The following is a 14796-nucleotide window of genomic DNA, read 5'->3' as shown; positions in this document are numbered from 1 at the left end:
CGAAAAGAGCCATCCACAGGCTCATTTTTGAAAAATATGCGGTTTTTGTTCAAAAGCAGCGGGTTATGGTTTGTCACAAAAACCGTCACACACCTCAGCCACACTAGCTTCCCGCACCGTTTAAGACCGGGATCTAGCCCTTGCTTAGTCCTCGCGCGGAAGCTCAGTACCCGGAACACCCAGCTCCGAAGCACGCTTATCAGCCATCACCAGCAGGCGACGAATACGGCCCGCAATCGCGTCCTTCGTCATCGGCGGATCAGCCAGACGACCCAGCTCATCCAATGAGGCGTGCTTATGCAGCACACGCAGCTCACCGGCATAGCGCAGATGATCAGGCACCTCATGACCCAGAATCAGCAGGGCACGCTCCACGCGGGCGCTCGCTGCAACAGCCGCCTGAGCGCTACGGCGCAGGTTCGCATCATCAAAATTCGCCAAACGGTTAGCGGTCGCACGAACCTCCTTGCGGGTGCGCGCCTCACGCCACGTGGTCAGAGTACCGGTCGCGCCCATACGCTCCAGCAGCTGCGAAATGGTCTCGCCGTCACGCACCACCACACGGTCGGTGCCGCGCACCTCGCGTGCCTTCGCAATAATATCCAGGCGACGAGCCGCACCCACCAGCGCAAGCGCCGCCTCCGGGCCGGGGCAGGTAATCTCAAGGGAGGAAGAACGACCTGGCTCAGTCAGCGAACCATGCGCCAAGAACGCACCGCGCATAACCGCCTCAGCATCCTGCAACGAGCCGTTCACTACAGCCGGCGGCAGGCCACGTACCGGGCGGCCACGCAAATCCAGCAGACCGGTCTGGCGAGCCAGCGCCTCTCCGCCGTGATCCACACGCACAATGTAGCGGCCGCCTCGACGCAGACCACCACCACTGACGCCGGTCAGCTCAGAGTCATGGCCGTAAATCTCCGCAATGGTGCGGCGCATGCGGTGGGCTGTTGCCTCGTGGTCGACCTCAGACTCCACCACGATTCGCCCTGAGACAATGTGCAGGCCTCCGGTAAAACGCAGAATCGTAGAGATTTCTGCCTTACGAGCAGAGACTTTCGTTGCCTCGTAGTGGGCGAGTTCGTCCTTGACGAGCGTGGTTAATGCCATGAACAGATCCTTCTGGGCGTAGTGTCTAAGTCTAAAAAATCAGGAGAAGGGCGCACCAAAATAGCCAGCTCAAGCAGTACACCTGAGCTGCACATCCAAGCCAGTCAATCTAAGAGCTCAGCTCAAACGCTTCGTTATACGCAGCCGCAAGCTTGAGCGGGTCGTGCACGTTCGGCTGGGAGCTCGAACGCAGATGCGCCCACACAACCTTCGCACCCATCGCAGAAGCCTCACGCTCCAGCTCGGACTGGTGATTAGCCTGCATGTCAGCGTCAGCAATCACCGCGTCCAGGTGAAGCTTCGGGGCGTACTGGCGCAACAATTCCAGATGCGTTGCCGGGGTAAAGCCGACCGTCTCCCTATCGTCGGAGAGGTTCATAACCACGCAACGGCGTGCCTCCGTGCGGATAATCGCCTCACGCTGAGCGTCCAGCAGCAGATGCGGCAGAACCGACGTACGCCACGAACCCGGACCCAAAACAATCCAGTCGGATTCTTCAATAGCGGAGAGTGCCTCTGGGCAGGGGCGAGCATTCTCCGGGGTCAGACCAATATCGTGAACGCGTTCCTCCTTCGAGAGGTTCACCTGGCCGACCACCTTCACACGCTCGATACCGCCACCGTTATACTCACGCAACACGGTCCCGTAAATGATCATCGGATCCAGCGCCATCGGCAGCACGCGGCCGCGCGCATTCAGTAGAGCACCCGCCCAGTCCAGACCGGCGACCGGGTCATCCAACAGTTGCCAGAGAGTAGCAATCAGCAGGTTACCGAGAGCATGGTAATCCAGCGGGAACTCATCCTCATAACCCTCGGGCGCGCTAAAACGATGCTGCATCACATCACGCCACGTGCGACCCCAATCGGTGTCATCACACAGCGCAGAAAGCGCCATACGCAAGTCCCCGGGAGGAAGAATACCCATCTCCTCACGCAAACGACCCGACGAGCCGCCATCGTCAGCAACCGTCACAACGGCCGTTAAATCAGGCGTGACGTGGCGAAGCGCAGAAAGGGAACCGTACAGCCCGTGGCCTCCACCCATCGCCGTGACCTTAGGCGAACGGTGCGTGGTCTTCAACAGGCGCAGAGCCTGAGTCGGCAGAGTCGGCAGGCGCGGAATACCCTGAGTGTCATAACTGGTCGAATGGGTGGACATAGTAATACCTCATATACCCGGAAGGAATGGTATGCCGGCCCCACGGATGCGGGGCAGGACGGCGGCTAATGAATCACGACGCGGTGGTTGAGACGCGCCGGGCGGAACTTACTCGCGGCCCTTGTCACGGTGCTGAACATTCACGTTCAGCTCACCGAAAGCAGAGAGACGACGAGCCAGTTCTTCCGTCACAGCCACGGAACGATGCTTACCACCGGTGCAACCAATTGCGATGGTGGCGTAGTACTTACCCTCACGGCGGTAGCCCTCAAGTACGGGGCGAAGAGCCGCAAGATAGTTGCTGATGAACTCCTCGGTACCAGCGTGCTCCAGCACGTAGTCGCGCACCGGGGCGTCCTGACCGGTCAGGGGGCGCAGCTCCGGAACCCAGTGCGGGTTCGGGATGAAACGCATATCAGCCATGTAGTTAGCATCCGAAGGCGCACCGTACTTGAAGCCGAAGCTCATCACGGTCAGGTTCAGCTTCTTATCTGCACCCTCAGCAAACATTTCACGCACAGTACGAGCCAGCTCGTGAACGTTCATGCCGGTGGTGTCAATGGTGCGGTCAGATGCAAGACGCAGACCCTCAAAGAGCGTGCGCTCAGCACGGATGCCGTCGAGGACGCGGCCCTCACCCTGCAACGGGTGCGGGCGGCGCTGAGCCTCATAACGGGCAATAATGGTCTCGTCCTTGGCATCAAGGAAGAGCATGGAGAAATCAATATCTGACTTGCGCAAAGTCTCAATTGCAGCGGGCAAATCAGAGAACAAGGCGCGGGCGCGAACGTCAATACCGAGCGCCACCTTTGGCACTCGTGCACCGTCGCGGGTCACCAGTTCAGCCAGGGAACCGAGCATCTGCGGGGGGATGTTATCAATGACGTACCAGCCCTCATCCTCCAGTACATTTGCGACAGTGCTACGGCCTGCACCAGAAATACCAGTAATGACCAGAATCTGAGGACGTTCCTCGCTCTGGACGGGCTGTACCGTAGTGGGCTTGCTCTGATTTTCGGACATGGTTCTTCGTCCCCTTCAACGCGAAATTGTCTCTATGCTATGATACTAGACCTTTATCTGACGGTTCGGGGGTACGGTCAGAAATTTCACCAGTATGACAGAAATATGAGGCGCTCTCCCGACAGAACCCCAGAAGAAAGAAACCCGCATCACAAGTGCTTGCGCATAATGCTCTACAAGGGGGTCTGCAGAAAGAGACGGGTAGCAGAGTCATAAGGGTACAGCGGAGCCACGGAGGGTACAGCAAAGCCCGCACCATACCTCCCACAGGGGGCACCGCACGGGCTCTACACTATAGACGCTGCGAAACTTTATGCGGATGCGCAGGTCGCCTCAGGCAGAAAGCTCAGGTAGGAAAGCTGCCACATGCTCCACTAGACGCACCGACAGTTCCTTCTTCGAACCGGAGAACACCGGCACCTCATCATTCAGAGTCGACAGCAGCGTAATCGCATTATCGTCCGTGCCGAAACCACGATTCACGCCCACTGTATTAACCGCCAAGAAGTCCGTACCCTTACGCTGTAGCTTCTCACGACCCAGCTCCAACGGAGTCTTCTCCGCCGAACCGGTCTCCGCTGCAAAACCAACAATGAGCTTCGGACCGGGGGTGCTCTCCCCCGCCTCACGAGCCTGCTGGCGGCGAACCACGACCTCACGCAAAATATCCGGGTTACGCACCAACTGAATCACCGGCGCATCCTCAGAATCGGCGCTCTTCTTAATTTTGAACTCGGCAAATTCGGCGGGCCTAAAATCAGCCACCGCCGCAGACATGATCAGCACATCCGCCGCCGCGCTCGCCTCAAGGGTCGCCTCACGCAGCTCCAGGGCACTCACCACGCGGGTCACCTGTACACCTTCGGGTGCGGGAACCTCAAGGTTCGCGCCAATCAGGTGCACGGTCGCGCCCAGGTCGCGTGCCGCCTCCGCCAGGGCTACGCCCTGCTTACCAGTCGAACGGTTGCCGAGGAAGCGTACCGGGTCCAGCGCCTCACGGGTGCCGCCGGCGGTAATGACCACGAGGCGACCTGCCAGAGGACCATGCAGCGATTCAGATGCGCCAGTTGCCTGACCCAGCAGCACCGAAGTCAGGGTCGCCGCACGTGCCGCCGCCATACGCTCCTGCTCCGTACCCGTGTACAGGGGCTCAGTCGGCGCGTAACCGGGCATGTACACCGGGTGCACCCGACCCTTCGGGAAGCGAGCAATCACATCCAGCGCGACTGCGAAAATATCCTCCGGCTCAGGCATACGACCGGGACCAGAATCCGGGCCCGTCAAACGCCCAATCGCAGGCTCAATCACGTGATAACCCCACGCACGCAGAGTCTGTACATTTGCCTGAGTCGCCGGATGCTCCCACATCTGGGTATGCATCGCGGGTGCCAAAATCACCGGGGCGTGCGTGGTCAACACCGTAGAGGACAACAAATCATCCGCACGACCAGCCGCCAAACGAGCCAGCAAATCAGCGGTCGCCGGGGCAATCACCACAGCGTCAGCCTGTTCAGCCTGACGCACGTGGTTCACCTCCGGCACACGGTCAAACACGTCCGTTGAGACGGGGTTGCCGCTCAGCGCCTCCAGAGTCGGAACACCCACGAACTTCGTCGCGTTCGGGGTGGGCATGGCGATAACTTCGTCGCCATTCTTCACAAAAAGACGAAGGAGCATCGCCGCCTTATACGCAGCAATGCCCCCTCCAATACCAACGATAATGCGCATGGTACGTTATAGAATCCTTATAAAAAGCAGATTACTCAGCGGACTCGTCGAGGATAACCTCTTCGATGGCAATAACCTCTTCGCTACCTGCGGGGATGTACTCCTCCTCGATAGCGCCGGAGAACTCAGCCGCGCTGAAATCAATCACAGCGGACAGATCCTCGGGAACGGGGTAGCCGTCCTCGTCAAACTTTGCGTCCGGGTGGTGCTCCGACACAACACGGTCAGCAATGATTTCACGCATTGCCACCGACAGGGACTTCTCGTTCGACTCAGCGTCAACCAGCGGGCCAACGTGCGCAGCAGTATTGTCCTGCAGGTTAGCGTAGTACGCGTTAATCTGGCGTGCACGGCGGGCACCGAAAATCACCAGGCCGTACTTGGACTCCGCCTTCTCAATCAGCGCGTCAGCGCTGGGGCTCACGATGCCCTCGGGAGCGACGCCGTCAACGAAGTTGTAGTCCTCGTGTTCCTTGATTTCGTTTGCCACTAAAAACTCCAAATAGCTTGATGGAATGTACGTACCGAACGTCCCCACATACCGTTCGCGCCATGGCGCAAACCGGGCATACTGAGGGCACGGTCAAAACTAAAGAACTATTCTACCCTCTCAACGGCTAAAACGCACGTACCAGCCCATACAAAAAGGTGGGGGCCCGAAGAAAACTCTTCGAAACCCCCACCCTTCACAACATCTCACGGCGGAACTACAGGTCGGAAGAAATTCTAGCCTCATCGCAAACGCAAAACATGCAGATTAGGCAGCGCCAATCAACTCAGCAATCTCCTTCGCTGCACGCTCGACAGTGTCGTTGACAACCGTGATATCAAATTCCTTCTCGGCAGCCAGCTCAACCTTCGCAGTTTCAAGGCGACGAGCCTGCTCCTGCTCACTCTCGGTACCTCGACCTACCAGACGTGATACCAGCTCATCCCAGCTCGGAGGAGCCAAGAAAATCAGGCGGGCGTCAGGCATGGCCTCGCGGATCTGGCGAGCACCCTGCAGGTCAATCTCAAGAATCACCGGGTGGCCAGCGTCCAGGGCCTCCTGGACCTTAGCGCGCGGAGTACCGTACTTGTTCTTACCGTGCACCACAGCGTACTCAAGCATCTGACCGTCAGCAATCATCTGGTCAAACTCTTCCATCGAAACGAAATAGTAGTGAGTACCGTCAACCTCACCGGGTCGAGGATCACGAGTAGTAGCGGAAACAGAGAACCACACGTTCGGATAGTTCTCACGAATGTACTGGCACACCGTACCCTTGCCAACAGCAGTGGGGCCAGCCAGTACGGTGAGAGTCGGCTGAAACATAGCTTCCTTACTGCACCCTCATCGACTGAAGGCACGAGGTATTAGGACTGAGAAGACTCGGAAGACTTACCAGCAGTCTTACGACGTGCGCGGTTCAAATACCGCGAATTACGGTTGAAGTACTCCACCATCTTGCGACGCTGGTGTACACCCAGGCCGCCAAGGCGGCGAGTCGGTGCAATATGAAGTTCTTCAATGATACGTTCAGCTCGAACGGCACCAATGCCCGGAAGTGCGCGTAACATTTGCCCCACCGGCATTTTAGCCAGCGCAGGGTCGGAATCGACCATATCGAGTACCTGACGCACAGAAAGTTCACGTTCACTCAGTGCACGCTTAATTTCCTGGCGGTGTGCTCGGGCAAGTACTGCCTTCTCGCGGGCGGAGGCGCGCGCATCCTCAGTTAGCGGAGTCAGCGGCATGGTTGGGTCCCCCATTTCTGCGAGTTATAGAATTTTACCTATCAACTAATATAACACGGATAGCGTGAGAACCTTCATTCCATCCGCGGCACTCACACTCGCACCAACAATGCGTCTACGCACGTCAGCACGTAAATATCGGGGAGTACCCCTATAGCATAGCGGAGTATTCGCTCTATCAAAAGCGGAGCCACGCACACACCTCATAGAGCAGGCGTACTCCCCCACTACAGAGGTGAGCAAACTCGCATTGGCGCGAGTATGTAGCGGCAAAATATGCATCAGGATGTACAAAAAATGCGATAGAACAGCCACAATTGTAGTGCTATCGGCCCAAACCACCGGCAAGAAAAATGGGCACACAAAAGGGGCGCACACCCCGAACAGACCCTCAACAGAATCCACCCGGAGCACACGCCCCTCTCACACAACACGCAAACTATGCGCCGCGAGCCGCCAACAGGTCATTACGAGCCGCCTGCGCAGCCTGCGCCAAGCCCTCAACTGACGGGCCAGCAGCCAGCACGCCACGGCTGGAATTTACCAGCACCTGCGACTCAACGCCAGCAAACACGCGGTACAGATCAGCTGCCGAAGCACCCTGCGCACCATAACCAGGCGACAGAATCGGGCCGTTGAACACGCTCAGGTCAATACCCAAATCAACCAGCGCCTGACCAACAGTCGCACCAACGACCAGACCGCACGGGCCCATCTGCTCCCATTGGCGGGAAGCATTCTCAGCGGTAGACGCAGCGATAATACGCTTAGCCACAGCGCCCTCAGACTCCGATGCGCCCACGTGCTGAACGCTCTTACCCTCAGGGTTCGAGGTCAGCGCCAGCACAAAAGTGCCGCGATCATTCTCATCAGCCAAATCCAGTGCCGGACGCAGCGACTCAAAACCCAGATACGGGCTCAAAGTCACCGAATCGGTACCCAGCGGCGACGAGGAGCCGAGCCACGCATCCGCGTACGCCTTCATGGTCGAACCGATATCGCCACGCTTAGCGTCAGCAACAATCAGCACACCATCAGCGGCAGCGCGGGCAAATAGTGCCTCCAGCACAGCAAGGCCAGCCGAACCGTGACGCTCAAACAGCGCCACCTGAGGCTTCAACGTCGCCGCAAACGGGGCGCAACCCTCATAGACTGCCTCAGTAAAAGCAGCCAGGCCGGCAGCGGAATCCTCAAGACCCCACTGCTCCAACAGGTTCGGATGCGGGTCAATACCCACACACAGCGGGCCGCGCTCCGCCATCGCCTTCGCCAGACGATCACCAAAAGCAGCGGACATTACTCCTCGCCACCCTCGGAACGAGCATCCACAGCAGCAGCCAGCTGAACGCCGTGCTCCTGCAGGCTCATGATGTCCCAGCTGTGTTCACGCAGAGCAGTAATCGCCTGAACAGCCGCAGCGAACTCAGAAATGGTGGTCATAACCGGGCAGCCCACCGAAACCGCAGCGGCACGAATCTCGTAACCATCGCTACGAGCAGCACCACCGGCAGGGGTGTTTAGAATCAGGTCAATATCACCATTGCGGACCATGTCCACAATCGAGTGGTCGCCATTCGCCTCAGCGAACTTCGAAGCCACCAGAATCGAGTTCAGGCCGTTACGACGCAGAATCTCAGCAGTACCACCGGTCGAAACAATCTCAAAGCCCAGCGACTCCAGCATCTTCGCGTAAATAATGACATTACGCTTATCGTGGTTAGCCACCGAAATGAACACCTTACCGGAGGTCGGCAGCGGCGAACCAGCACCAGCCTGAGCCTTCGCGAATGCGGTGTCATAGTGCTTATCCAGACCCATGACTTCACCGGTCGAACGCATCTCCGGGCTCAGCAGCGAATCCACCACAACACCCTCGGGAGTGCGGAAACGAGCGAACGGCAGAACCGCAGCCTTCACAGCAATCGCGGTTTCCTCAGGCAGGGACGCACCATCCATGTTCGACGGCAGGTAGCCCTCAGCCTTCAGTTCCGCAATGCTCTTGCCCAGACCAATCAGCACAGCAGCCTTAGCCATCTGCACGCCGGTAGCCTTCGACACGAACGGAACAGTACGAGACGCACGCGGGTTCGCCTCAATCACGTACAGGTTCTCCGACACGTACGCGAACTGAATGTTAATCAGGCCGCGTACACCGGTACCGCGAGCAATCTTCTCGGTAGCGTCCTTCACCTTCGCGATGATGTCCGGGCCGAGAGTAATCGGAGGCAGAGTACAGGAGGAGTCACCCGAGTGAATACCAGCTTCCTCAATGTGCTCCATGACGCCGCCCAGGTACAGCTCCTCGCCGTCGAACAGGGCGTCAACGTCAATCTCGATAGCGTCCTCAAGGAACTTATCAATCAAAGCAGGCTGCGAAGGCGAAACCTCGGTAGCGTTCTCCAGGTAGCGTGCCAGGTTCGCCTCATCATAGACGATCTCCATGCCACGGCCGCCCAGCACGTACGAAGGACGAACCAGAACCGGGTAACCAATCTCGTCAGCGATGCGCTTAGCACCCTCGAAAGTGAACGCGGTACCGTTCTTGGGCGAAATCAGGCCGCCCTCCTCCAGCACGCGGGAGAACTCACCGCGGTCCTCAGCCAGGTCAATAGCCTCGGGGGTGGTGCCCAGAATTGGCACACCCGCATCCTTCAGTGCACGAGCCAGCTTCAGCGGAGTCTGACCGCCCAGCTGAACGAACACGCCCATCAGACCGCCGGTACGACGCTCCGACTCAACAATCTCAAGTACATCCTCAAGGGTCAGCGGCTCAAAGTACAGGCGAGTTGAAATATCGTAGTCAGTTGAAACAGTCTCAGGGTTGCAGTTGACCATGACGGTCTCGTAGCCGAGCGAACGCAGCACCAGCGAAGCGTGCACACAGGAGTAATCGAACTCAATACCCTGACCGATACGGTTCGGGCCCGAACCCAGAATCATAATCGAGGGCTTCTCGTGGTGCGTAACCTCATCCTCCAGGTCGTAGGAGGAGTAGTGGTACGGAGTGAATGCCTCAAACTCGGCAGCACAGGTGTCAACAGTCTTGAAGACCGGGCGGATACCCAGAGCGTGGCGCACACCGCGCACAACATCCTCAGAAGAGCCGATAATCTCAGCAATCTGAGCATCCGAGAAACCGTGGCGCTTAGCCAGCTTCAAGGTCTCCGGATCAAGGTGGTCACGCTTAGCGTGAACCACACCGGCAACCTCATTCAGCAGCACCAGCTGATCCAGGAACCACGGGTCAATCTTAGTAGCCTCGTGCAGCTGCTCCACGGTAGCACCAGCCAGCAGAGCCTGCTGAACCTGATAGATACGCTGAGTGGTAGGAATCTTCGTCTTCTCAATCAGCTCAGCCAGCTCAGCCTCAGACAGGGTCAGCGGCTTGAATGAGAAGGACGCGCCCTTCTGCTCCAGCGAACGCATCGCCTTCTGCAGAGCCTCGGTGAAGTTACGGCCCAGGGCCATAGCCTCGCCAACACTCTTCATGGTGGTGGTCAGGGTCGGGTCAGCAGCCGGGAACTTCTCAAACGCGAAGCGCGGAACCTTCACGACCACGTAGTCGAGGGTCGGCTCGAAGGATGCCGGGGTCTTCTGAGTGATATCGTTCGGAATCTCATCCAGGGTGTAGCCCAGGGACAGCTTGGTCGCAATCTTCGCAATCGGGAAGCCGGTAGCCTTCGACGCGAGCGCCGAGGAACGAGACACTCGCGGGTTCATCTCAATGACGATGATGCGGCCGGTCTTCGGGTCAATCGCGAACTGGATGTTACAACCACCGGTGTCCACGCCAACCTCACGAATCACGTTGATTGCGATATCGCGCAGCTTCTGGAACTCACGGTCGGTCAGGGTCAGTGCGGGTGCCACGGTGATGGAGTCACCGGTGTGCACGCCCACGGGGTCGAAGTTTTCGATGGAGCAGACGACCACGACGTTGTCGTTAGTGTCACGCATCATCTCCAGCTCGTATTCCTTCCAGCCGAGGATGGACTCCTCCAGCAGAACCTCGCTGGTGGGCGAGTACTGAATACCGGCACCGGCAATACGGTAGAGGTCTTCCTCGTTGTACGCCATACCCGAGCCGAGACCACCCATGGTGAAGGAGGGGCGGACCACCATCGGGTAGCCCAGTTCCTTAGCGGCTTCCAACGCCTCCGGCATGGAGTGAACGATCACCGAGCGTGCAGACTCGCCGCCGGCGCGTTCCACCACGCCCTTGAATGCTTCACGGTCCTCACCGAGGTTAATCGCCTCAATGTTCGCGCCGATGAGCTCAACATTGTACTTGGCGAGCACGCCGCGCTCATCCAGGGAGATTGCCGCGTTCAGTGCGGTCTGACCACCCAGGGTCGGCAGGATTGCGTCCGGCTTTTCCTTAGCGATGATCTTCTCAATCACCTCGGGGGTGATGGGTTCAATGTAGGTGGCGTCCGCGAACTCGGGGTCGGTCATGATGGTTGCCGGGTTCGAGTTAACGAGGATGACGCGTACGCCCTCCTCCTTCAGCACGCGCAGTGCCTGAGTGCCGGAGTAGTCGAATTCCGCTGCCTGACCGATGACGATGGGGCCGGAACCGATGACGAGGACGCTATTAAGGTCAGTACGACGAGGCATTTATGCTTCCTTTGCAGTCTTGGTTGCGACCATCAGGTCGATGAAACGGTCAAAGAGGTAGGCGGAATCGTGCGGGCCCGCAGCAGCCTCGGGGTGGTACTGCACGGAGAAGGCGGGGATATCCTTACAGGTCAGGCCCTCAACCACGTTGTCGTTCAGACCCACGTGGGAGACCATGACCTGACCGAACTCGGCGTTCGGTGCGGTCACGTAGTCGCCAATCGGCGCGTCCACAGCGAAGCCGTGGTTCTGCGCGGTGATTTCAACCTTGCCGGTGGTTTTATCCATGACCGGCTGGTTGATGCCGCGGTGACCGAAGGGCAGCTTGTAGGTGCCGAAGCCCAGCGCACGGCCCAGCAGCTGGTTACCGAAGCAGATACCGAAGAACGGGGTGCCCTTACGCAGCACGCCCTGCAGCAGCTCAACCTGCTCGTCAGCGGTTGCCGGGTCACCGGGGCCGTTGGAGAAGAACACTCCGTCGGGGTTGTGGGAGTAGATGTCCTCGAGGGTTGCGCTTGCGGGCAGCACGTGCACGCGCACGCCACGCTCAGCAAAACGCTGCGGGGTCATCGACTTAATGCCCAGGTCCAGGGCTACGACGGTTGCAACCGGGGGCGCGAACCAGTTGAACTGGTGCGGCTCAACGGTGTAGGCGGTATCAACCGAAACGGAGTCAGCAAGCTTACGGCCGGCCATCGGTTCGGAGGCGCGCACCTCCTCCAGCAGTTCAGCTTCAGAGCGTTCTGCGTACTCACCGGAGAACACGCCAGCACGCATCGAACCGCTCGAACGCAGACGGCGGGTCAGAGCGCGAGTGTCAATGCCCTGAATACCGATGATGCCCTGCTCGATGAGCTCTTCGTCGAGGGTGCGCTCAGAACGCCAGTTGGATGCCACACGTGCGGCATCGCGAACCACGTAGCCAGCAACCCAAATCTTGCGGGATTCAGCGTCGGTGGTGTTCACGCCGGTGTTGCCAATATGCGGAGCGGTCTGAACCACAATCTGACCCGCGTAGGAGGGGTCGGTCAGGGTTTCCTGGTAGCCGGTCATGCCGGTCGAGAAAACCGCCTCGCCCAGGGACGCGCCGGTTGCGCCGTAGCCATAGCCGCGGTAGACGGTGCCGTCCTCCAGGACGAGCAGCGCGCGGTCCGTACGCAGGGCGCCGGATCGTGTCATGTCAGTCATGCTCTTCTTCCTTTTCTCTGGTGTTCTCCCCCGCTTCCTGTGCGGCCTCTACCGTGCAGGTTCCGGGGTAGTCTATGGTGCCTTCGGCGGGTTGTTCCCCTGCCGCTAGGCCAAATCTATACGTTTCGCGGTTTGTCCGGGGGTTAGGCTTCCGGTTCTGCCGCCCACTTCTCGGGCGCATCTACCGCGTTCGGGGCGATGCGGCGTAGCTCCTGCAGTACCGCCTGCTTATCCTCGGCGTAGCGGGTGCGGAAGCCAGTCTGCACGCGGTGACCGTCCAGGGTCCAACCAATCACAACCAGGCCGTTCTTCTCCACAATCTTGCCTGCCATACCGCGGTCGGTGGTGATGACTGCGAGCTTCTTCGCTGGAATCCACAGGTCCTTCGCGCCGTTACGGGTGAAGATGATGCTGTCCGGATAAATCAGCAGGGTGGACTTGCTCTTGAAGCCGAGCGAATCGAACCCCACGCGGTCCAGCCAGTTACCGAATATCGTGGTGCTGACGTACTCGCCCTCGAAAGCAGCGTCAGCGGTCATGCCCTCGTAGCGTTCGGGAACTTCCTTGAGGGAGCCGAACATGTTCGCCTGGCGTACCAGGCGCGAGCGCCATCCATGCCACATGCCGTAGATGCATAGCGCAACCAGGGCGATGCAGATGATAGCGGTCAGGAACTTTCCCACGAAGGTTCTCTCTTTCGGTTGGGTCTCGGTCGATTGTCTCGGCCTGGGTTGATAGGGAGGGGTGTTTTTGCGCTGGTGGTTCCGGTCGTGTTTCGGGGAGGTTTCTCCCCCGCTACTAGCCGTTACTAGCTCCCACGAGGCTGTATTCCTCGCGAGGCGGTGGCAGGCGTGAACCTACCACCGCCAGGCACGGTTACTTCGTGGTTCGCCTCGCGGGTTAGCGGCGCGGGGTTGCCAGCTCGCCATTCAGCACGGTCGGGTGGCCGGCGTAGAAGGTTGCACGGATCGAGCCGGGCACCTCCATACCGCGGTAGGGGTTGTTCTTACCCTTGGTTGCCTGCTCCTCCGGCTTGATCACGCGAGTTGCCTTCGGGTCAACCAGCACAATATTTGCCGGTTCACCTTCGGCCAGCGGGCGGCCCTGCTCATGGTCCAGGCGACCAATCTTCGCGGGCTCCTCGGAGAGAATGCGTGCCACATCGCGCCAGGTAATCATGCCGGTGTCAACCAGAGTCATCTGGATGATGGACAGTGCCTGCTCCAGACCGGTCATACCGTTCGCGGCACACGCCCACTCGCATTCCTTGGTCTCTGCCGGGTGCGGTGCGTGGTCGGTACCAATCACGTCGATGATGCCGTCAGCAACTGCCTGACGCAGCGCCATGACGTCTTCTTCGGTGCGCAACGGCGGGTTCACCTTGAAGACCGGGTCGTAGGTGCGTGCGGTCTCGTCGGTGAGCAGCAGGTGGTGCGGGGTTGCCTCCGCGGTCACCTTCACGCCGCGGGACTTAGCCCAGCGCACAACCTCAATGGAGCCCTTGGTGGACAGGTGACAGATGTGCAGCTTGGAGTCCAGGTGCTCAGCCAGTAGCACGTCGCGGGCAATGATTGCCTCTTCAGCGACGGCGGGCCAGCCGGCTAGACCCAGGTCAGCGGACACCTTACCTTCATTCATCTGGGCGCCTTCAGTCAGGCGTGGCTCCTGCGCATGCTGCGCAATGACGCCGTCGAAGGTCTTGACATATTCGAGGGCTCGGCGCATCACGGCGGGGTCGTACACGCACATGCCGTCGTCGGAGAACACACGCACGTTCGCGATGGAGTTCGCCATACCGCCAATATCGGAGAGACGCTCACCCTTCAGGCCCACGGTCACTGCGCCGATGGGCTGCACGCGGCACCATGCGGATTCCTTGCCGAGGCGGTCAACCTGCTCAACCACTGCGGCGGTGTCTGCCACGGGCATGGAGTTTGCCATGGCAAACACTGCGGTGTAACCGCCCAGGGCTGCTGCGCGGGTACCGGTCTCGACGGTTTCGGATGCCTCGTAACCGGGCTGACGCAGGTGAGTGTGGATATCAACCAGGCCGGGCAGGGCCACCTGGCCTGCCGCCTCGACAACCTGTGCGTCTGCGGCATCAATGTTCTCTGCGATGCGGCTAATCACGCCGTCCTCGATGAGGATGTCGGCGACCTTTTCGCCGTAGAGGCTTGCGCCCTTAATCAGGTACTTGCTCATGGTGTTGGTTCCTCTCGTTAGGAAGGTCG

At 59.3% G+C, this 14796-nt stretch carries 12 protein-coding genes; all 12 read right to left on the bottom strand.

Annotated features, from left to right (window positions below; translation table 11 throughout):
• Positions 1-144 precede the first annotated feature (144 nt).
• The 12 genes from whiA to O3648_RS00185 all read right to left on the bottom strand — a co-directional run bounded on the left by whiA (position 145) and on the right by O3648_RS00185 (position 14767).
• Positions 145-1110, bottom strand: a complete 966-nt coding sequence (whiA, locus tag O3648_RS00240) for a DNA-binding protein WhiA (RefSeq protein WP_371567685.1) — start codon at positions 1108-1110, stop codon at positions 145-147.
• 109 nt (positions 1111-1219) lie between these two features.
• Positions 1220-2272: a uridine diphosphate-N-acetylglucosamine-binding protein YvcK gene (yvcK, locus tag O3648_RS00235; protein ID WP_279739973.1), complete on the bottom strand. Its 1053-nt coding sequence runs from the start codon at positions 2270-2272 to the stop codon at positions 1220-1222.
• Between the two features lie 108 nt (positions 2273-2380).
• Entirely contained in the window at positions 2381-3295 is a 915-nt protein-coding gene (gene rapZ / locus O3648_RS00230; RefSeq protein ID WP_279739975.1) for an RNase adapter RapZ, read from the bottom strand.
• A gap of 333 nt (positions 3296-3628) precedes the next feature.
• On the bottom strand, positions 3629-5023 hold the full coding sequence (locus O3648_RS00225; protein WP_371567681.1) for a bifunctional phosphopantothenoylcysteine decarboxylase/phosphopantothenate synthase: 1395 nt from the start codon (positions 5021-5023) through the stop codon (positions 3629-3631).
• Between the two features lie 31 nt (positions 5024-5054).
• Entirely contained in the window at positions 5055-5513 is a 459-nt protein-coding gene (rpoZ, locus tag O3648_RS00220) for a DNA-directed RNA polymerase subunit omega (RefSeq protein ID WP_279739979.1), read from the bottom strand.
• Between the two features lie 267 nt (positions 5514-5780).
• The gene (gene gmk / locus O3648_RS00215) at positions 5781-6338 is read right to left on the bottom strand and encodes a guanylate kinase (RefSeq protein WP_279739981.1); all 558 of its coding nucleotides are present in this window, start codon (positions 6336-6338) and stop codon (positions 5781-5783) included.
• A gap of 41 nt (positions 6339-6379) precedes the next feature.
• Positions 6380-6760, bottom strand: coding sequence for an integration host factor, actinobacterial type (gene mihF / locus O3648_RS00210; RefSeq protein WP_279789061.1), 381 nt, complete (start codon positions 6758-6760; stop codon positions 6380-6382).
• Between the two features lie 439 nt (positions 6761-7199).
• Complete coding sequence (pyrF, locus tag O3648_RS00205) at positions 7200-8057, bottom strand: orotidine-5'-phosphate decarboxylase (protein ID WP_279739985.1); 858 nt, start codon at positions 8055-8057, stop codon at positions 7200-7202.
• Positions 8057-11377, bottom strand: coding sequence for a carbamoyl-phosphate synthase large subunit (gene carB, locus O3648_RS00200; protein ID WP_279739987.1), 3321 nt, complete (start codon positions 11375-11377; stop codon positions 8057-8059). The genes pyrF and carB overlap by 1 nt, the downstream gene beginning before the upstream one ends.
• Positions 11378-12565 carry a glutamine-hydrolyzing carbamoyl-phosphate synthase small subunit gene (carA, locus tag O3648_RS00195; RefSeq protein ID WP_279754085.1) on the bottom strand — a complete coding sequence of 396 codons (1188 nt, stop codon included), beginning with the start codon at positions 12563-12565 and terminating at the stop codon, positions 11378-11380.
• A 143-nt stretch (positions 12566-12708) separates the two neighbouring features.
• Positions 12709-13248 (bottom strand): hypothetical protein, encoded by a 540-nt coding sequence (locus O3648_RS00190; protein ID WP_371567675.1) that lies wholly within the window; start codon positions 13246-13248, stop codon positions 12709-12711.
• Positions 13249-13465: 217 nt separating this feature from the next.
• Positions 13466-14767 (bottom strand): dihydroorotase, encoded by a 1302-nt coding sequence (locus tag O3648_RS00185; RefSeq protein ID WP_279790292.1) that lies wholly within the window; start codon positions 14765-14767, stop codon positions 13466-13468.
• Positions 14768-14796 lie beyond the last annotated feature (29 nt).

The sequence above is a fragment of the Rothia sp. 27098_8_161 genome (genome assembly GCF_041432905.1).
Lineage (GTDB): Bacteria > Actinomycetota > Actinomycetes > Actinomycetales > Micrococcaceae > Rothia.
Note: the sequence above shows the minus strand (reverse complement) of the source record. Positions and strands in the feature narration are given on the sequence as shown.